The sequence below is a fragment of the Pyruvatibacter sp. HU-CL02332 genome (assembly GCF_040362765.1).
Lineage (GTDB): Bacteria > Pseudomonadota > Alphaproteobacteria > CGMCC-115125 > CGMCC-115125 > Pyruvatibacter.
The window spans coordinates 141,663-158,304 of record NZ_BAABWK010000001.1 but is presented as its reverse complement, the minus strand read 5'-3'; the positions used below and the strand labels follow the sequence as shown (position 1 = coordinate 158,304).

Sequence of the window (16,642 nt, the reverse complement as noted above, 5' to 3'; positions counted from 1 at the left end):
GGATGCGCCTTACGCGTAGGGCGGGCAGTCGAGCCCGGCCGGTGAACTTGTAAAAATCTCGTAGCCGTTTTCGCTCACGCCGATGGAGTGCTCGAACTGGGCGGAGAGGGACCGGTCACGGGTGACGGCAGTCCAGCCATCTGACAGCAGCTTCACATGGGGACGGCCCAGATTGATCATCGGCTCGATGGTGAAGAACATGCCCGCCTTGAGTTCCTGACCTTCGCCCGCCTTGCCGTAGTGCAAAATGTTGGGTGCGTCATGAAACACTTTGCCCAGACCATGGCCGCAGAAGTCCCGCACGACGCCGCAGCGTTCCGCTTCCGCGTATGTCTGTATGGCTGCGCCTATGTCGCCAAGGGTTGCGCCAGGCTTCACGACTTCGATGCCGCGCATCATGCCCTGATAGGTCACGTCGATGAGGCGTTCTGCTTTTCGGTTGATGTCACCGACACCAAACATGCGGCTCGTGTCGCCGTGCCAGCCGTCCACCAGCAGGGTCACATCAATATTGACGATGTCGCCGTTCTTCAGCGCCTTGTCGCCGGGGATGCCATGGCACACCACGTGGTTGATGGAGGTGCAGGAGGAGTGCCGGTAACCGCGATAGCCATAGGTCGCGGGTACCACGCCATGGTCCAGCGCAAATTCGAGCACGCGTTTGTCCAGCTCAGCCGTTGTCACGCCGGGCACAACGTGGGGCACCAGCATGTCGAGGGCGGCGGCAGACATCTGCCCGGCCTTGCGCATGCCTTCAAAGTCAGCCGGGCCATGCAGCTTGATGGCTCCGGTGTTGACGAGCGGCGCGTCAAAGGCATCCACGTAATTCATCGGCGTTCGTGCTTTCTCAAATCTCAATCTTGAGCTGATAGGTCAGCTCAATGGCGTCGGTGGTGATGTCGCAACCATAACATAGTGTTTCCACACCGCGACCCCGGGCAATTTCAAGGGCGGCCGCGTATTTGCGGTCAATGTCGTCCGCCAGCTTGAACCGCTGGGTGCCGGGATATTGCACAAGATACAGCATCACCGCGCGGTGGCCCTGTTCGGCCATGTCGCCCAGCTCCACCAGGTGTTTGGCGCCGCGGGCGGTCACGCTGTCGGGAAACTCGGCCAGCCCCGGTTCGCGCATCAGGTGGACGTTTTTCACTTCCACATAGGTAAGCGGTTTTTTGGCGTCTTCCAGAAGGATGTCGATTCGGCTGTTCTGCCCGTACTTCACTTCCCGGCGCATGGTGTCGTAGCCGGTCAGCTCCTTAATGCGGTCGGCTGCAATGGCTTCTTCAGCCAGCTTGTTTGGCATGGAGGTGTTGATGCCGATGAGCGTGCCGTCCACTTCCACCAGCTCCCAGGAGTAGGCCAGCTTGCGCTTGGGGTTATCCGACTTGGATAGCCACACCCGGTTGCCGGGATCATTCAACCCCATCATCGCGCCGGGATTGGCGCAGTGGGCCGTAATGGTTTCGCCGGTGTCGAGTTCAACATCCGCGAGGAACCGCTTGTAGCGCTTGAGAAGCGTGCCGGGCACGAGAGGGGGGAGTTTCATGGGAGTGTGTATCGCCGCACCGGCAAAAGTGGTCAAGACAAGTCCCGCAACAACCCGTATCCCCGGACTTGATCCGGGGCCTACTCGCAAACGATCAACTGCACGGCGACTGAGAGTGGACCACGGATCAAGTCCGGGGCTACGGGATTCATGGCCACACCGATACTGTCCCTTGCATCCTGCCGTGCTATATCCCCCGCCATGAGCACGTCAGACAAAAAAGTAACTGCCGCCGTCATCATGATTGGTGACGAAATCCTCTCCGGGCGGACCCAGGACAAGAATCTGGGGTTCATTGCCACCTGGCTGGGGGAGCGGGGCATCCGGGTGATGGAAGCCCGGGTTGTGCCTGACATCGAGGAAGAGATCGTTGACGCGGTGAACACGCTGCGGGCGAAGTTTGACTATGTCTTCACCTCCGGCGGCATCGGCCCGACCCATGATGACATTACTGCTGACTCGATTGCCGTGGCGTTCGGCGTGCCTATTGGTCATCACCCTGAAGCGATGGCGCGACTGCAGGCCCATTACGATGCGTCGGACATCGAGTTCAATGACGCGCGCAAGCGGATGGCGCGGATACCGGACACAGCGACCCTGATCGACAACCCGGTGTCCAAGGCCCCGGGGTTTCAGATCGGCAATGTGTTTGTGATGGCGGGCATTCCCTCGGTCATGCAGGCGATGATCACCGGCATCGAGGATCGCCTCACGGGCGGTGCCAGGATGCTGGCATGCTCCGTCGCCGGACAGATTGCCGAAGGGGTGATTGCGGAGCCTTTGGGCGTGCTGCAGGACAAGTATCCGCAGGTCTCCATGGGCAGCTATCCCTACTACAAGGACGGCACGTTCGGCGCGAATCTGGTGTTCCGCACAACGGATGCTGACCTGCTTGCCAAAGTGCAGGATGAGGCCATTGAGATGGTCCGAGCGCTGGGTGTCGAGCCGGTTGTCGGGGATGGCACCTGAGGCCTTGAGCGGTCTCAACCGTCTGAAATTGCTGCGTTAACCGCGATTTCGTGACAGTTTGGCAACACCCCCCTCAACATTACGAAGATTTCAGGTCATTCCGCGCGGAATCCATTAGTATGAGTCTCAGGAGCGGTTATCGTTCTGCCCGGAAACAAGGGCGGCGCGATGCGCATCGGCCCGGTGAGGGGATCGACGGTCTTTCAGGAGATCGTTTCGTTTTCACCGGAACGGAGCATCTGCCGTCCAAATAAGCGACCGGCAGGACGGATCTGCATAACGTAGAAACCGGAACTGTCATTCAGGGACATCACCTCCGATTTTAACGGGGGCGGGGAAACCTCTCGAGGGAGACTAAGTATGAAAAAGATTCTCGCAGGCGCATTCGGTGTTGCCGCTGCCGCGCTCATCATGACCGGCTCAGCATTCGCGCTGGACTCCAGCTACGAAGCACAGAGCAAGGCTGGCACGCACCAGTTCTACGTTTGGTGCACGGGCGCTGCTGACAGCGAAACAACTGCCGATGGTGCCAACATGGAAGAAGCCATGGCATCTGTGCAGGGTTCCGTAGGCGGAACTTGCAAGCCAGTTTGGCAGGGCCTCGTCAACTAAAGACGGGTCACACGCGTATCCAAACACTCTTCATTGAGTGGCAAAGCGGCGGTCTTCGGAAACGAAGGGCGCCGTTTTTGCGTTTCGGGGGATGCGGAAGGGCAGACTTGGCTGGCTATCCTACCTGACAGGTAATGGTTCTGTCGGCGGTGGGCTGGGTACCTATCCGCCAGACAGACACTCACCTCAGGAGGCACCTTCCATGTCCAACACCGCAGACCAGCTCAACGCCAACCCACTCCCCCTCGCCAAGCATCTGGGCATCCAGTTTGTCTCCGCCGAGTCTGACGCGGTGGTGGCGGAACTCGAGATCACCGACGATCTGTGCACCTCCGGCAATATCATGCATGGCGGCACGGCGATGGCGCTGGCCGATACGGTGGGGGCGGTGGCCACCTTTTTGAACCTTCCTGAAGGGGCCGGCGGCACCACAACAGTCGAGAGCAAGACGAACTTCCTGGCGGCGTGCCCCGCGGGCCAGAAGGTGACAGCGACCTCAACGCCGGTGCACCGCGGCCGCCGCACGCAGATGTGGCAGACCCGCATTGAGCGCGCCGACGGCAAGCTCGTGGCGCTCACCAGCCAGACGCAAATGATCCTTTAGCTGTCCGCGCAATAACGGGGATCGATTCATTTGTGTGAGTCTTTTCAGGCGGTTGAATCGTTATCCACAAAGCTCTGAATCGCTGTGGGAAGGTGAGCCGGCCGAGGCTCTTACCAAATCTTTGCGAGTTGCTTGTAAGCAGGGGAGGCGTCGCCTAAACCGGGGTGACACTTCTCCTGCTCAGGATTCATTGCATCCCTCTTATGGACCGTCTCTCACCCCGCCTTCGTGATCTGCTGACAAATCTCGCGGTCTCTGCTGTGAGCGTCTTTGTCTTTTTGCTCATCTGCGAGTTGCTGGTGTTTCGGGCCATCCTGCCGTCCGGGTCGACACCGGATAATGCCTATATCGATGATGTTGTGCGGTATGAGCCGGGCCAGACGGGCACCTGGCGGGTGCGCAACGAGATCGCAGCGCCCTATGCCATCAACGCGCAAGGATGGAACTCCGGCCTTGATGGCTACACCGAAGCCCGCACCCCCGGTGTGCCGCGCATTGCGGTTGTGGGCGACAGCTATGTGGAAGCGCTTCAGGTGCCGCCCGACGCCAGCATGGCCGAGCGCCTTTCTGAAACCCTGTATGTCGCAGCGGACAAACCCGGCGAGGTCTATCGCTTCGGCATGTCCGGCGCGCCGCTAAGCCAGTATGTGCATATGGCGCGGCACGAGGTGGCTGACTACAAGCCGGACTGGCTGGTGGTGCTGCTCATCCACAATGATTTTGACGAGTCATTCCGCTTTCAGGCCGGTCGCTATGCCAGCAGCTTCCTGAAATTTGATGTGGAGAAGGGGGCTGTGGTTGGTGAAATTGCGCCTCAGCCGCTGCGGCCGTCGCCCTATGGGTGGTTTCGCAACTTCGCGACACTCCGTTTTCTGGTTTATCGCTGGCAGGTGCGGCCGGACGTCATTCTTGCCAATCTGTTTTCCTCATCGCCCGCTGAACCGCTTGCTGCGCCATCTGACGCTACAACCCAGCCTGCAGATGGCCCACCGGCAGAGACTGGGTCAGCACCGGAATTTGCAGCCAACGTCAATCTGACCGATCTGCTCAATGCCCGCAGCGATGTAGAAGCCGCCACCAGCTATGGCTTTGACCAGCTGCAACGCGCTGCGACGGATATGGGTGCCAATCTGTTGCTGGTGATGGATGGCGATCGCCGCAGTCTGCGCGAGGGCAACAAGAATGGCCCGGCCCTGGTGCTCAATGAGATGGCGGCCCGCGAGGCGGACAAGCTCGGCATTGCCTTTCTTGATCTGCAGCCGGTGTTTTCAGCGGACTGGGACGCCCATCAGCAGCGTTTCGAGCATGATGTGGACAATCACTGGAACGCCTATGGCCATGACGTGGCCGCGCGGGCGGTGGCGGACCACATCCGCCAACACACTAATCAACAAAGTGACTAGAGCCCGCGCCCTGCGCGCGTTCTTGTTGTCTTGGCGCATTCCATCACTATGGTCGCCTCAGGATTGATTCCTTGAAGCTGCGGGCTTGGTGGAATTGGTAGACACAAGGGACTTAAAATCCCTCGGACGGTAACGTCCATGCCGGTTCAAGTCCGGCAGCCCGCACCATTGCCTTCTATGTTTTGCAGAAAAATGGGCATCAAAAACTTTTTGATCGAAGGCGTATCGGGCACCGGCAAGACGACCGTAGCTGAAGAATTGCAGCGGCGCGGGTATCACGTTTTGCACGGGGACCGGGAGCTTAAGTATCGAGGCGATCCCAAGACCGGCGAGCCGGTGGAAGAACCTGTTCACGCGAGTGCAAAAGACAAAACCCTATGGCGGCACACGCATCTATTGTGGGACACGGACAAAGTGAAATCCGTCATCGCTGACCATGGTGTCCAGGTTTCTTTCTTTTGCGGCGGCTGCCGGAATGTCGATCACTTTATTGATCTGCTCGACGGGGTCTTTGTTCTCAAGGTCGATGATATCGAAACGATACATCGACGACTTGATGAGAGAGTGGCAATAGACCCGACTGATTTTGGCGGCAGACCAGAAGAAAAAGACCTTGTTGCGCGCCTACACCGCACCGAAGAAGACATGCCTGATAATGCCATCGTGATTGATGCTGCTGCACCGCTCGAGACGGTGGTCGACGATATACTGCGAGAAGCTGCCAAGAAGTCCCTCGGACAATAACGTCCAAGCTGGTTCAAGCCCGGCAGCCTGTCGACAGCACTGCACTGCAGCATGTCCTCACCTTGATCCGCTCGCCAAACTCGTTACCTTAATGACAGTTTGTCATTCGACAGGGCGGGAAAAAGACGATGCATGATCTAGTAATTCGTGGCGGGACAATTGTTGATGGGACGGGCGCTGCGCCCTTCACAGCGGATGTTGCCATTGATGGCGACCGTGTGACCCTCGTGGGCGAGGTCAAGGCGCAAGGGCGCGAAGAGATTGACGCGACCGGTAAAGTCGTCACCCCCGGCTTTGTGGATGTGCACACCCACTATGATGGCCAGGCCACGTGGGACGACGAAATGGCGCCTTCGAGCTGGCACGGCATCACCACGGTGGTGATGGGCAATTGCGGCGTTGGCTTTGCGCCCGCCCGGCCTGATCGCCATGACTGGCTGATTGGTCTGATGGAAGGCGTGGAAGATATTCCCGGCACTGCATTGGCCGAAGGCATGAGCTGGAACTGGGAAACGTTCCCCGAATATCTCGATGAGCTTGAGAAGCTTCCACGGACTGTCGATGTGGCAACCCATGTCCCCCACGGTGCCGTGCGGGCCTATGTGCTGGGCGACAAGGAAAAACCCGGCGCTGTTCCCACGGAAGAAGAAATTCAGCAAATGTCGGATATCGTCGAGGACGGTTTGAAAGCCGGCGCGCTTGGTTTCTCGACATCGCGGACGATCCTGCACCGGTCGATTGATGGCGAACTGGTGCCCGGCACGACGGCGACCAAGGAAGAGCTTATCGGCATTGGCCGCGCGATGGGTCGCGTCGGCTATGGCGTGTTTGAAATGGCCAGCGATCTCAACAAGGAATGGAACGAGTTCGAGTGGATGGGTGATCTGAGCCGCGAAACCGGAATGCCGGTGACGTTTGCGGCTCTCCAGTCGATTGCCAAGGATCAGTCGCTGGATGAGCAGATTGCCAATATGCGCGCTGAAAATGACAACGGGGCCAACATTGTTGCCCAGATTGCGTTGCGCGGGAATGGCATCGTGATGGCGTGGCAGGGGACGGTTCATCCTTTCGTTCGTCATCCAAGCTGGGTCGCGATGGAAGATCTGAGCTGGGACGAAAAATACGCCAAGCTCAAGGATCCAGCATTCAAGGCGCAGTTGCTGAGCGAAACCAGTGAAATGCCCGAAGAAGTTGATCTGGTGCCGGTGTTCATGGTGGTGACCCAGGGCTGGGCGATGCAGTTCGAGATGGATGAAGACTTCAACTATGAGCCGCAGGCAGACGAAAGTATTGCCAGCCGCGCTGAAGCCGCCGGAAAATCGGGCGCAGAATATGCGTATGACCTGATGATGGGCGATGACGGCAAAGGCTTCATCTACCTGCCGCTGCTCAACTACATGGACGGCAATCTCGATTTCCTCGAAGCATTGCAGCAGGCCGACGACACGGTGAACAGTCTGTCTGATGGTGGCGCCCATTGCGGCACCATTTGTGATGCGGCCAGCCCGACCTTCATGCTCGAGCACTGGGTCAAGAACCGGTCGCGTGGAACGCTCAGCATCGAGCACGCCATCAAGCGGCAGTGTCTGGATACGGCGCGCCTCTACGGCCTCAATGATCGCGGCGTGCTGAAGCCGGGCTACCTTGCAGACGTCAACGTCATCGACATGGACCAGATCAAACTTGGCAAGCCCTGGCTGGCCTTTGATCTGCCAGCGGGTGGCAAGCGCCTGCTTCAAAAGGCCGATGGCTATGACTACACCATCAAGTCGGGGCAGGTGACCTTCAAGGGCGGCGTTGTGACTGACAAGCGTCCGGGTGGTTTGGTTCGTGGGCCACAGACCGTCGAACAGCTTCAAGCAGCTGAATAAAGAGCCGGCCTAACCCACGCTGGCTCGTCCGCAGCCGGGATGTGACCGTCCGCTAACGCAGAAGCGGGCGGGAGCAATCCCGCGTCCGCCGCCTAGTCCCGCATCACCTTGATGATGCGCTGCATGAAATCCACAAACTGCTTTTGCTCGCTCTTGGAGAGCGTGGACATGGCAATGGTGTTGGTTTCGTGGGCCGCTGCGTAGGCGTCATCGCGGATCGCCTTTGCCTTGTCGGTCAAATAGACAATGCGGGACCGCCGGTCATCGGGATGTTCCTCACGGGTGATGAGGCCGTCGCGTTCCATGCGCCCAAGTGTGTAGGCGAGGGTTGCCTGCTCGATGTCCAGCTTCTCGACGAGCTGCTTTTGGGTCTGCCCGTCTTCGATCCAGAGCTCCAGAAGGGCGGGGAACTGACCCGGCACAATGCCAAGCGGTTCCACCCGCCGCCGCAGGCCGTCTGCAAACAGCCGCGCGATGTGGTTCACCAGATATCCGGCAGAATCCATGTGATTAAAGTCCATGTGTTTATCTAGCAGCGTACTGCCGGGTTCGCGATACAGATATAAATAGCTTGCTATTTATCAAAAAGTATAGCTTGCTATCCATCTTAAGCATAGCTTGCTATGAAAAAAACACTGTAGGGACCGATCAAAATGAAAACTCTCCTGCTGACCTGCGCTGCTCTGTGTCTGTCACTGGCACCCGCCCATGCGCTGGACCGTGAACTGGATGATGTGAACCGCACGCTGTTCCAGTCGATTGATCTCAATGGGGACGCTGTGGTGTCACCGCGGGAAATGGATGTGTTCCGGCAGGACGTGATGATTTCCCAGGACGTGGACGATGATGGCGTCGTGACGGCCGAGGAACATCTCGGGTGGGGTGTCGGGTGGGGCCACCTTGCAGAAAAGCGGGGCCTCTTTGACCAATACCTCCAGGTGCGCACCCGCATCTTTGAAGCCTGGGACGTCAATGGCGATGGTGCGCTCGATGCAGCCGAGCAGAGCCTGTCCAACTCCAAAGACCTCTATGTGGCGGCAAGCAACAGCGACACGCCGCTCACTTTCGCAGCCTTCAAATCAAACATAAGGATGATAGCGGACATGAATGATGCAATTGACGTCAGCACCGAGGTGACCCTCATCAATGTCTTTGAAGTGACAGACGGTGCGCTTGATCAGGCAATCGCCATGTGGACCAAGAGCCGGGACTTCCTGCAAACGCAGCCGGGCTATGTCTCCACAGCGCTTCATCAGTCCATCACGCCGGATGCAAAATTTGCATTGATCAATGTTGCCGTCTGGGAAAGTGCGGACGCCTTCAAGTCTGCGTCGGCGGCCATGAATGCCAATGGCAAGGCACCTGAAATCGAAGGGCTCAGCTTCACGCCTGGTCTCTACACCGTCGTGGCTCGGGACTAGGGGGCAAAGCGCATGAAAAGTACGTCCACCCGATACGGTACGGTCGCGGTCACCATTCACTGGATCAGTGCGCTGCTCATTCTTGCTCTTCTGGGCCCGGGTTTCCGCGCGGCTGGACTTGCGGACAGCGCTGCCAAGGCATCCCTTCTGTCAGTGCATGTGCCCTTGGGGGTTGCCATTCTCGTCCTCACTCTGGCGCGTCTCGTATGGTGGGGCTTTGGTGATACCAAGCCCAAGCCGGTCGCAGGCGACCCCGCCTGGCAGACTGCCAGCGCCAAGGCTGTCCACGTTCTTTTTTACGTGGTGATCCTTGGGATGGCCGCCAGCGGAATTGGCATGGTCGTTCTTTCCGGGGCAGGGCAGAGCCTGTTCGCCGGCGCCTCTGCGTCGCTTCCGGATTTTCATGACTACGCGCCCCGCCTGCCGCACGGGCTTGGTGCACGCTTCATGGTGGCGTTGCTCTTCCTTCACATCGGGGCTGCGCTCTATCACCACTTCATCAAGAAAGATGGCCTGATCGGGCGCATGTGGTTTGACTGACGCGCTGTGTGAGGCGGTCGGCCGGCAGGGCGTAGTGTTGTGCTAGCTCTACGCCGCCGCCTGCCGCCAGCGGGTGATGGCGAAGATCAGCATGATGACCCAGCAGATGGTGACGCCAAGCGTCAGCAGGGCGCCGTATGTTGCAGGGTCGTAGAAAGCGGGCAGCGTAAGTAATGCACTTGCTGCGGCAACCACACCGAGGATGCGCCAGAAGTGGCGGCCCTGGGTGGCGATGACGATGCCACCAGCAACGCCGGTGATCATGATGCTCAGGAATTTGGTCCAGACAGGATAGGCCAGCAATCCGATATCGGGTGCGCCTTCAATGTCGGCGGTCAGGCCCAGCAGAATGTTGTTCTCAATGGCGTCTGCGGCACCGGCGACAATGCCGAGCATGGCCAGCAGGTACCAGATCGTGTTGCCGGTCGCCTTGCCCGCGGCGCGCAGGAACAGCGCGATGAACAGGCCATAGGCAATCATGAAGGGGAAGTCCCAGATGTTGCCGTCGTCCATCATGGCAATGCGACGGGCACGTTCGGGATCATCGGGCGTGCCGAATACGGCATGGAGGTCAGCAACAGAGCGGGCCATTTCAAACGCAATGATCGGCGAACCATATCCCGGCTCAATGCCTGCGCTGTCTGTTGGAAATTTCGGCATCAGGAAGATGGCGATCAGCAACACCGCCAGACCTGCCAGCACACAATGCAACCAGTGCCGTTTGACGTTTTCCATCCGCTTTGTTCCCCCGCATTTGTTGTTGCGGCTAGCCTAGCTGCACCACATTGGGGTCACCAGCCCTATCTCTGCGTCGCTTTGTTCCAGCCAAGGATCAGGGGGACCGCAACGACGATGCCGAACAGGGTGTTGAACACAGCGTTCTGCCAGAAGCCCATGACGAGCGACATGGTGGTGTCGAGGACGTACCACGCGACAAATGACGTTGCGAACACGCGCCATGTCCATGCATCCAACACCTGTGTGGCGGTGGTGGCGCTGTCTGTCTCAAGCCGTGGCCCGCGTATTACCAGCGTCAACAGCACGGCCCAGCCGAACAGCACAGCGCCAAGCACCTGATAGATGAACCCGGCATAGCGGCGGGTTTCGCCATCCATCAAGCCTGACTGCACGGGGCTTGCGTCATAGCCGCCATAGACCATCCAGTCGAAGAAGCTCAGCGTCAGGCCAGGCAGCAGGACAAAGAGCAGACCCATGACGCCGAACGCGATTGAAAAGACGCCGAGGACGGAGCGCGCAGTCATGTGGCGTCGCTTTCGCGGAAGTAAAGAAGCAACGGCAGGCCGCAGGACACGCCGATGAGAAATGTGCCGGCAATGACAGCAACGATCTTGCCGACGCCAAGCTGCGTGAGGTGGGCGAGGGCAAAAACCACCAGCACCAGCGCCGAGATGCCGATGTCCCAGGTCAGCATGGTGGCAATCGGGTTGGCTGTTGCCAGGGCAAAGAAACCGGCCACGTCGCCAGTATTCTCCAGAAACCACGGGACGAAATAGGAATACGGCATGATGATGCCGATGATGGTGAGGGCGAGATACAGGTGTTTGCGTGACATTGAGATGTCTCCCATTTCCGAGTTGGTCGGGCTGCGGTGCGTGGGCTCAAAATGGGCGCGGGAGGTCGGTGGACCAATTACCTGGTACGTAAGCAGCCGGAAGCGCTCGATGCTGGACAGCTTCGATTTGTGGGGCCACTCTTGCTGCATGAAGAAGACCGGCACCAAAAGCAGCATCAAAGCTGCGCACGCCGAGGGGAGGACAGCATGGCCTATATTGACGGACGTCTCGTTCATGACGCGGACAGTCACCTGATGGAACTTGGGGACTGTCTGGATCCCTATCTCGAAAAGCGTCTGCTGGACCGCTATCACGCGCTGGATATCTACCGCACCAAGGTTGGTAACAATGCGTGGGCCGATGCCGCGCGCGCGACCCAGGCGGATAACGCTTTTCGTGCCGAGGCCGACGCCAACATCATGGCGCGCAAGAACTATGAAGGCATGGGGTCGTTCATTGCGGACGATCGCCCGCGTGCTGTCGATCTGCTTGGCGTTGCAAGCCAGCTTGTGTTCACGACCTTCTGTCTTGGCAATTTTGATCTCGACCAGAGCAACGACATGGAACTGTGTTACGCGGTCGCGCATGCCCATAACCGCATGATGACCGATTTCTGCAAGGTGGATCGCCGCTTGCTGGCAACAGCCTATGTGCCGCTTGAAGATTTTGCCCGCGCGGAAGCCATTGCAAAAGATGCCATCGCGCTTGGTGCCAAGGCTTTGCTCATCCCGTCCTGGTGCCCGCAACGCCACAGCCCCAGCCATACGGGTCTCTTCCCGGTCTGGGCGATGGCGCAGGAGGCGGGCATTCCCGTTCTCATGCACGTGGGTGGCGAGGACAAACTCAACCCGACCTACAAGCAAAATGGTCTGCCGCCGGTGCCCGACTTTCACGGCGGCGACGACAATTTCACGTCCGTGAGCTACATGCCCATTCCCCAGTCAGCAATGCAGACGCTGGCGACACTGATTTTTGACGGGGTGTTTGACCGTTTCCCAAGCCTCAAATGGGGCGCCATCGAGTTGGGTGCCGCGTGGCTTCCTGGCTGGATGCGGTCCATGGATTCGGCGGCCCATGCCTTCATGCGCAATGAAGAGCGGCTGCAAAACCTGTCAGACAAACCGTCGGAGATTGTGCGGCGTCAATTGCGCGTTGCGCCTTATCCGCACGAAGACGCGGGCTGGATCATCGCTAATTCAGGCGAGGAGACATGCCTGTTTTCCACCGACTTCCCGCATGTGGAAGGGGGGCGCAATCCGCTCAAGCGGTTTGATGCGAGCCTTGAAGGCATGCCGCAGACAGCGATTGACGGGTTTTATGCTGAGAACTTCATCGACCTGATGGGTGAGGGGCTGGCGGAAGATCTGCGCCGTCCCGCCCATCTGGTTGCAGCCTAGCTTGTTGGCTTAGCGCCGGTCCGAGCCTGTCAGCTCGGGGATCAGGATGGCGCTTGGCGGGATGCTCTCGGTCGGCTCAAGAGAGGTGTTCAGCCGATAAAGAGTGGAGCAGTACGGGCAGATGATTTCATCGTCCGACCCCATGTCGAGATAGACATGCGGGTGATCGTGGGGTGCGCTTGCGCCGGTGCAGTGAAATTCCTTCACCCCGACCTCAATGATCGCGACGGCATCGTCGTTTTTGAACTTGGGTACGACAGCTCCGGCCATCTTGAGATTCCCTGTCTGTGTAACTGCTGGTGCCATCTTCTACCGCTGGCAGCGGGTAGGCTGCAAGCGCTAGCTGGCGGGCTCGTTTTTGGGGCTGAAGAAGTCCGCCAGAAGCGGGTTTGTGGCATCCTGACGCTTATAGTTGAGGCCGTGGTCGGCATTCTCCAACATGTGGATGGAGGCTTCAGGCATCAGGTCGCGCAATCTGTCGGCGCTCGAAGGCAGGACGGTTGGATCGTCCGCGCCAAAGACGGCCGCAACGGGCATGCCGGTGGCTGCCAGCTGGCGGTAGGTTTCGGTGCGGGACGTCATCGGCGTGTTGCGCAAGGTGGACAGCAGCGAATCCAGATAGCCGCGATAATCCATCTGTATGCGGATATCACCGACCAGCCGGTTTTCTTCAGCCAGGCCGCTCTCGTCATATTGTGGGTCGCCCAGCAGCACGCCGCGACCAACAATGCGCCACATCAGGTCACCGATGCCGGGCAGGCGGACGATCTTGGCCGCAAGATCATCCCCGCCTGCAACGTCGAGGCCCGCAGGCACGAAAAGAAACACGGCATTCACCCGGTCTGGATGACGTCCTGCAAACTCAGCCACAATCGGACCGCCCATGGAGAGGCCGACCAGGCCCACGGGTGCTGTGATGTTCAGCCCGTCCAGCAGTTCCATCAATGTGGTGTCATAGAAATCCACCGTATAGGCGGTGCGTGGACGATCAGACCATCCGCGGCCGAAATGGTCATAGCGCAGCACGCGATATCCCTGAGAGGTGAGGGCGGACACATTCTGCTCAAAAATGAAGTGCGGCGTGGAGAAGCCGTGCACCATCACCACAACCGGTCCTGCCGCTGGACCGTCCCAGCGATAGTGCAGCCTGCCGCCTGTCACGGTGATGAAGTCACCGGGGGCCTTTTCCTGTTCCGCCTCGGTGAGCGGGCGCAGGCCCATATCGAGCGCTACATAGGTGATATAGCCAACGGTCAGCACGACGGCGATGATCAGCACTATCCAGTTCATTGGGTCGTCTCCGCTTGAATGTCCATGGCCTATGCGCCGCCCGCGTCGATGCCAAAGGCTCGGGCCAGCCAGTAGAGCGGCCAAACAACTGATTTGCCAAGGGCCAGCAGTGTGGACACGCCCCAGCGCTCCGCTGGCCAGTCCAGGGCGTCAGCTCCGCCGGATGCCACCACATCCTCCCACATCAGCGCCATCATGCTGGCGATCAGGCCAATGCTGTAAATGGCAGGCATCAATCGCCGTCTCGCACGACGGGGTGGCGGGGCCTGAGGTCTAGCGGATGAAGCTGATGTCGTGTCCGTTGACCGCCCGGCATCGATCCGGCGCGACGGCGCAGGGGAAGTGGCCGACACAAGACACTTTTCAGCCACGTCACGGTCGATGGTGATGGAATGATCAGCAGACGGAATGGTTTGTCCCAATGGATGCGACGAGGGCGCAAACGCGCTGGCGAATCTGATGTTTCTCTTCTGCTCGCGGGCGGCTGTGCGTGTGTCCTGCGCCAGCGCCATGAAGGATGTGTCACCGCCCATGACCAGCAGAATGTCCGCCTGTCGTTCGCGAAGCGCCCGCATGCCGTCCAGGGCCATGCGCACGCGAATGTCGCCGGGCTGGGTCACCAGCGTTGATGGGGTGCCCTTTAGTTTTTCAATCCAGGTGCGGTGGTCATCGTCCAGACGCTCATCACTGGAGTGGTAGATGTTTGTTCTGGCGATCAACCATCCGCGTTCCGCCGCCAGCCGATCTGCCAGGGCGGCGGGGTCAATGTCTGCACTCGTCGGGCCGAAGGCATGGGCCAGGCCGTCGCGAAACGGCGCTGCATGGCACAGCACAACCACACTGGGAGGAGGGGTATCTCCTGCCTTTGTATCGTCATCTGGTGCGTTTGCGGTCATCTGGTCCTGTAAACAGCGTGGTGCGGGCTTCTTTGCATACCCGCAACGCGGGCGGTTTGGGAATATGACCGCGGGTTGGTTGTAAAAGTCACCAGTTTGTAAGGGATCGTGGCTTCTCGACTTACAATTTTGTGCGTATCATGCACCCAACAACAATGTGAGTGCGACCGCTTCATCACATGAAGTGATAAAAAATCAGCCACCACAATCACGTTGCGCTAGGGCTTTTGTCAGCGGCAACATCAGGCAGGTGACCCAAGGAGGACGCGGGCCCACTGCACACATCCATGTGGATGGGTGCCAGGGTCCGAAGAGTAACGTATGAGCCAAACAGAGATTCCCGCAAACGGACGGGCGTCAGGACTAAGCCGCTGGCGCATTGCTGGTTTTGCGCTTCCTGCTGCCCCGATTGCCGCTATGGGTCTTCCCATCGTTGTGTACCTGCCACCGTTTTACGCAGGGGAGATGGGCCTTGGTCTGGCCCTCGTTGGCGCGATCTTCATGATCACCCGCTTCTGGGATGTGTTCACTGACCCCGTGCTGGGCGTCATGTCTGACCGGGTCAAAACCCGCTGGGGCCGTCGGCGGCACTGGATCGTCATCTCCGTGCCCATCATGCTGGTCTCGGTCTACATGCTGTTCATGCCCACGGCACCGGTCTCCGGCAGTTATCTCCTGTGGTGGATGGTGATTGCCTATATCGGCTGGACGCTGCTCACGATCTCGCACATGTCGTGGGGCGCAGAACTGACGCCGGATTACAATGAGCGCTCGACCATTCAGGGGTTCCGTGAAGTCGCTCTCATCGCGGGCATGATCTTTGTACTGCTGGTTCCTGTTTTCATTGAAGCCATGCAGCCGGAAAATGTGGCGGCAGCGCGTGTCGCCTCCATGGGCTGGTATGTGCTGATCCTGCTGCCCATCACGGTCCTGATCGCTGTGTGGGCTGTGCCTGAGCGCAAGGTGCCGGACCCGACCCATGTGCCGTGGCGCGAAGCGCTGCGCATTCTCATCAAGAACCGGCCATTGCTGCGTCTGCTGATTGCGGACCTGCTGGGCGGTGTTTCCGGCGGCATTGTGACGGCGCTGTTCCTGTTCCTGGCAGCTGACGTCCTCAAGCTGCAATTCGCCAGCCTTCTCATTCTCGTTTACCTGACCGCGGGCTGCATCTTTGTGCCCATCATGGTTCGCCTGTCGCATATGTGGGGCAAGCACCGCACCCTGGCCTACTCGTCGCTGTTTTCAGCTGTGACGGTGCCGCTCATCTTCCTGATTGAGCCGGGCGATCTGTGGTTTGCCATTGCGGTGTGGATCTGCCTTGGCGTGAACATGGGCGCAGGCCCGTTCCTGTTCCGCTCCATCATGGCTGATGTGGCTGACCACGATCACGTGGAAGGCGGCAATCAGCGCACCGGGCTTTTCTATTCACTGCTGACCATGACCAACAAGATTGGTGCGGCACTGGCGATTGGCTTCACCTATCCCGCCCTTGAACTCATCGGCTTTGTGCCTGGCATTGAGAACACGGCCTCCGCTGAACTGGGGCTCAAGCTCGTTTACGTGCTGCCGCCTGCGGCAATCGGGTTTCTTGTGGCGTGGGTGATGTGGAACTTCCCCATCGACGAAGACCAGCAGTCGAAGAACCGGCGCATCCTGCAGGAGCGTCAGTCCATGGCTGAGGGAGCCGGCGGAAATGCCGGCGCCTCCGTTGCGCCTATCGGGGGTGCAAACTAGCACCTCCGTGCCCATATCGTGTTGATGCTTGGTATCCCCGG

19 protein-coding genes and 1 tRNA gene are annotated in these 16,642 nt (G+C 59.2%); 11 read left to right on the top strand and 9 right to left on the bottom strand.

The window, feature by feature from the left end; genetic code table 11:
* Positions 1 to 9: 9 nt before the first annotated feature.
* Together map and sfsA are read right to left on the bottom strand one after the other, a co-directional pair.
* Entirely contained in the window at positions 10 to 831 is an 822-nt protein-coding gene (map, locus tag ABXH05_RS00795; RefSeq protein WP_353559352.1) for a type I methionyl aminopeptidase, read from the bottom strand.
* A gap of 16 nt (positions 832 to 847) precedes the next feature.
* Positions 848 to 1,546: a DNA/RNA nuclease SfsA gene (gene sfsA, locus ABXH05_RS00790; RefSeq protein WP_353559351.1), complete on the bottom strand. Its 699-nt coding sequence runs from the start codon at positions 1,544 to 1,546 to the stop codon at positions 848 to 850.
* Positions 1,547 to 1,747: 201 nt separating this feature from the next.
* Between sfsA and ABXH05_RS00785 the strand changes: the two genes are divergently transcribed.
* The 7 genes from ABXH05_RS00785 (at position 1,748) to ABXH05_RS00755 (ending at position 7,749) form a co-directional block, all read left to right on the top strand.
* Positions 1,748 to 2,515, top strand: a complete 768-nt coding sequence (locus ABXH05_RS00785) for a competence/damage-inducible protein A (protein WP_353559350.1) — start codon at positions 1,748 to 1,750, stop codon at positions 2,513 to 2,515.
* Positions 2,516 to 2,875: 360 nt separating this feature from the next.
* Entirely contained in the window at positions 2,876 to 3,127 is a 252-nt protein-coding gene (locus tag ABXH05_RS00780) for a hypothetical protein (RefSeq protein WP_043949402.1), read from the top strand.
* Positions 3,128 to 3,329: 202 nt separating this feature from the next.
* Positions 3,330 to 3,731, top strand: coding sequence for a PaaI family thioesterase (locus ABXH05_RS00775; protein ID WP_353559349.1), 402 nt, complete (start codon positions 3,330 to 3,332; stop codon positions 3,729 to 3,731).
* A 203-nt stretch (positions 3,732 to 3,934) separates the two neighbouring features.
* Positions 3,935 to 5,134 (top strand): SGNH/GDSL hydrolase family protein, encoded by a 1,200-nt coding sequence (locus tag ABXH05_RS00770; protein ID WP_353559348.1) that lies wholly within the window; start codon positions 3,935 to 3,937, stop codon positions 5,132 to 5,134.
* Positions 5,135 to 5,213: 79 nt separating this feature from the next.
* A tRNA-Leu gene (locus tag ABXH05_RS00765) sits at positions 5,214 to 5,302 on the top strand.
* A gap of 24 nt (positions 5,303 to 5,326) precedes the next feature.
* Positions 5,327 to 5,878 (top strand): AAA family ATPase, encoded by a 552-nt coding sequence (locus tag ABXH05_RS00760; RefSeq protein ID WP_353560961.1) that lies wholly within the window; start codon positions 5,327 to 5,329, stop codon positions 5,876 to 5,878.
* Between the two features lie 128 nt (positions 5,879 to 6,006).
* The gene (locus tag ABXH05_RS00755) at positions 6,007 to 7,749 is read left to right on the top strand and encodes an N-acyl-D-amino-acid deacylase family protein (RefSeq protein WP_353559347.1); all 1,743 of its coding nucleotides are present in this window, start codon (positions 6,007 to 6,009) and stop codon (positions 7,747 to 7,749) included.
* A gap of 92 nt (positions 7,750 to 7,841) precedes the next feature.
* On the opposite strand, the gene ABXH05_RS00750 is transcribed toward ABXH05_RS00755, so the two are convergent.
* A complete protein-coding gene (locus ABXH05_RS00750; protein ID WP_353559346.1) occupies positions 7,842 to 8,255 on the bottom strand; it encodes a MarR family winged helix-turn-helix transcriptional regulator in 414 nt (137 codons plus the stop codon).
* 147 nt (positions 8,256 to 8,402) lie between these two features.
* On the opposite strand from ABXH05_RS00750, the gene ABXH05_RS00745 reads away from it, so the two are divergent.
* On the top strand, positions 8,403 to 9,170 hold the full coding sequence (locus ABXH05_RS00745; RefSeq protein WP_353559345.1) for an antibiotic biosynthesis monooxygenase: 768 nt from the start codon (positions 8,403 to 8,405) through the stop codon (positions 9,168 to 9,170).
* 12 nt (positions 9,171 to 9,182) lie between these two features.
* Positions 9,183 to 9,710: a cytochrome b gene (locus tag ABXH05_RS00740; RefSeq protein ID WP_353559344.1), complete on the top strand. Its 528-nt coding sequence runs from the start codon at positions 9,183 to 9,185 to the stop codon at positions 9,708 to 9,710.
* A 48-nt stretch (positions 9,711 to 9,758) separates the two neighbouring features.
* Here the strand turns inward: ABXH05_RS00740 and ABXH05_RS00735 are convergent, their stop codons facing one another.
* The 3 genes from ABXH05_RS00735 to ABXH05_RS00725 all read right to left on the bottom strand — a co-directional run bounded on the left by ABXH05_RS00735 (position 9,759) and on the right by ABXH05_RS00725 (position 11,283).
* Entirely contained in the window at positions 9,759 to 10,445 is a 687-nt protein-coding gene (locus tag ABXH05_RS00735) for a hypothetical protein (protein WP_353559343.1), read from the bottom strand.
* 65 nt (positions 10,446 to 10,510) lie between these two features.
* A complete protein-coding gene (locus ABXH05_RS00730) occupies positions 10,511 to 10,972 on the bottom strand; it encodes a hypothetical protein (protein ID WP_353559342.1) in 462 nt (153 codons plus the stop codon).
* A complete protein-coding gene (locus ABXH05_RS00725) occupies positions 10,969 to 11,283 on the bottom strand; it encodes a DUF2834 domain-containing protein (protein ID WP_353559341.1) in 315 nt (104 codons plus the stop codon). The genes ABXH05_RS00730 and ABXH05_RS00725 overlap by 4 nt, the downstream gene beginning before the upstream one ends.
* A 207-nt stretch (positions 11,284 to 11,490) precedes the next feature.
* On the opposite strand from ABXH05_RS00725, the gene ABXH05_RS00720 reads away from it, so the two are divergent.
* The gene (locus ABXH05_RS00720) at positions 11,491 to 12,681 is read left to right on the top strand and encodes an amidohydrolase family protein (RefSeq protein ID WP_353559340.1); all 1,191 of its coding nucleotides are present in this window, start codon (positions 11,491 to 11,493) and stop codon (positions 12,679 to 12,681) included.
* 9 nt (positions 12,682 to 12,690) lie between these two features.
* Here ABXH05_RS00720 and ABXH05_RS00715 read toward each other — a convergent pair whose 3' ends face one another.
* From ABXH05_RS00715 to ABXH05_RS00705, 3 genes are all read right to left on the bottom strand, one after another.
* Positions 12,691 to 12,951, bottom strand: coding sequence for a zinc-finger domain-containing protein (locus tag ABXH05_RS00715; protein WP_348141303.1), 261 nt, complete (start codon positions 12,949 to 12,951; stop codon positions 12,691 to 12,693).
* Between the two features lie 69 nt (positions 12,952 to 13,020).
* Entirely contained in the window at positions 13,021 to 13,971 is a 951-nt protein-coding gene (locus ABXH05_RS00710; RefSeq protein ID WP_353559339.1) for an alpha/beta fold hydrolase, read from the bottom strand.
* 29 nt (positions 13,972 to 14,000) lie between these two features.
* The gene (locus ABXH05_RS00705; RefSeq protein ID WP_353559338.1) at positions 14,001 to 14,867 is read right to left on the bottom strand and encodes an NYN domain-containing protein; all 867 of its coding nucleotides are present in this window, start codon (positions 14,865 to 14,867) and stop codon (positions 14,001 to 14,003) included.
* Between the two features lie 321 nt (positions 14,868 to 15,188).
* Here ABXH05_RS00705 and ABXH05_RS00700 point away from each other — a divergent pair, with 321 nt between their 5' ends.
* The gene (locus tag ABXH05_RS00700; protein ID WP_353559337.1) at positions 15,189 to 16,601 is read left to right on the top strand and encodes an MFS transporter; all 1,413 of its coding nucleotides are present in this window, start codon (positions 15,189 to 15,191) and stop codon (positions 16,599 to 16,601) included.
* Positions 16,602 to 16,642 lie beyond the last annotated feature (41 nt).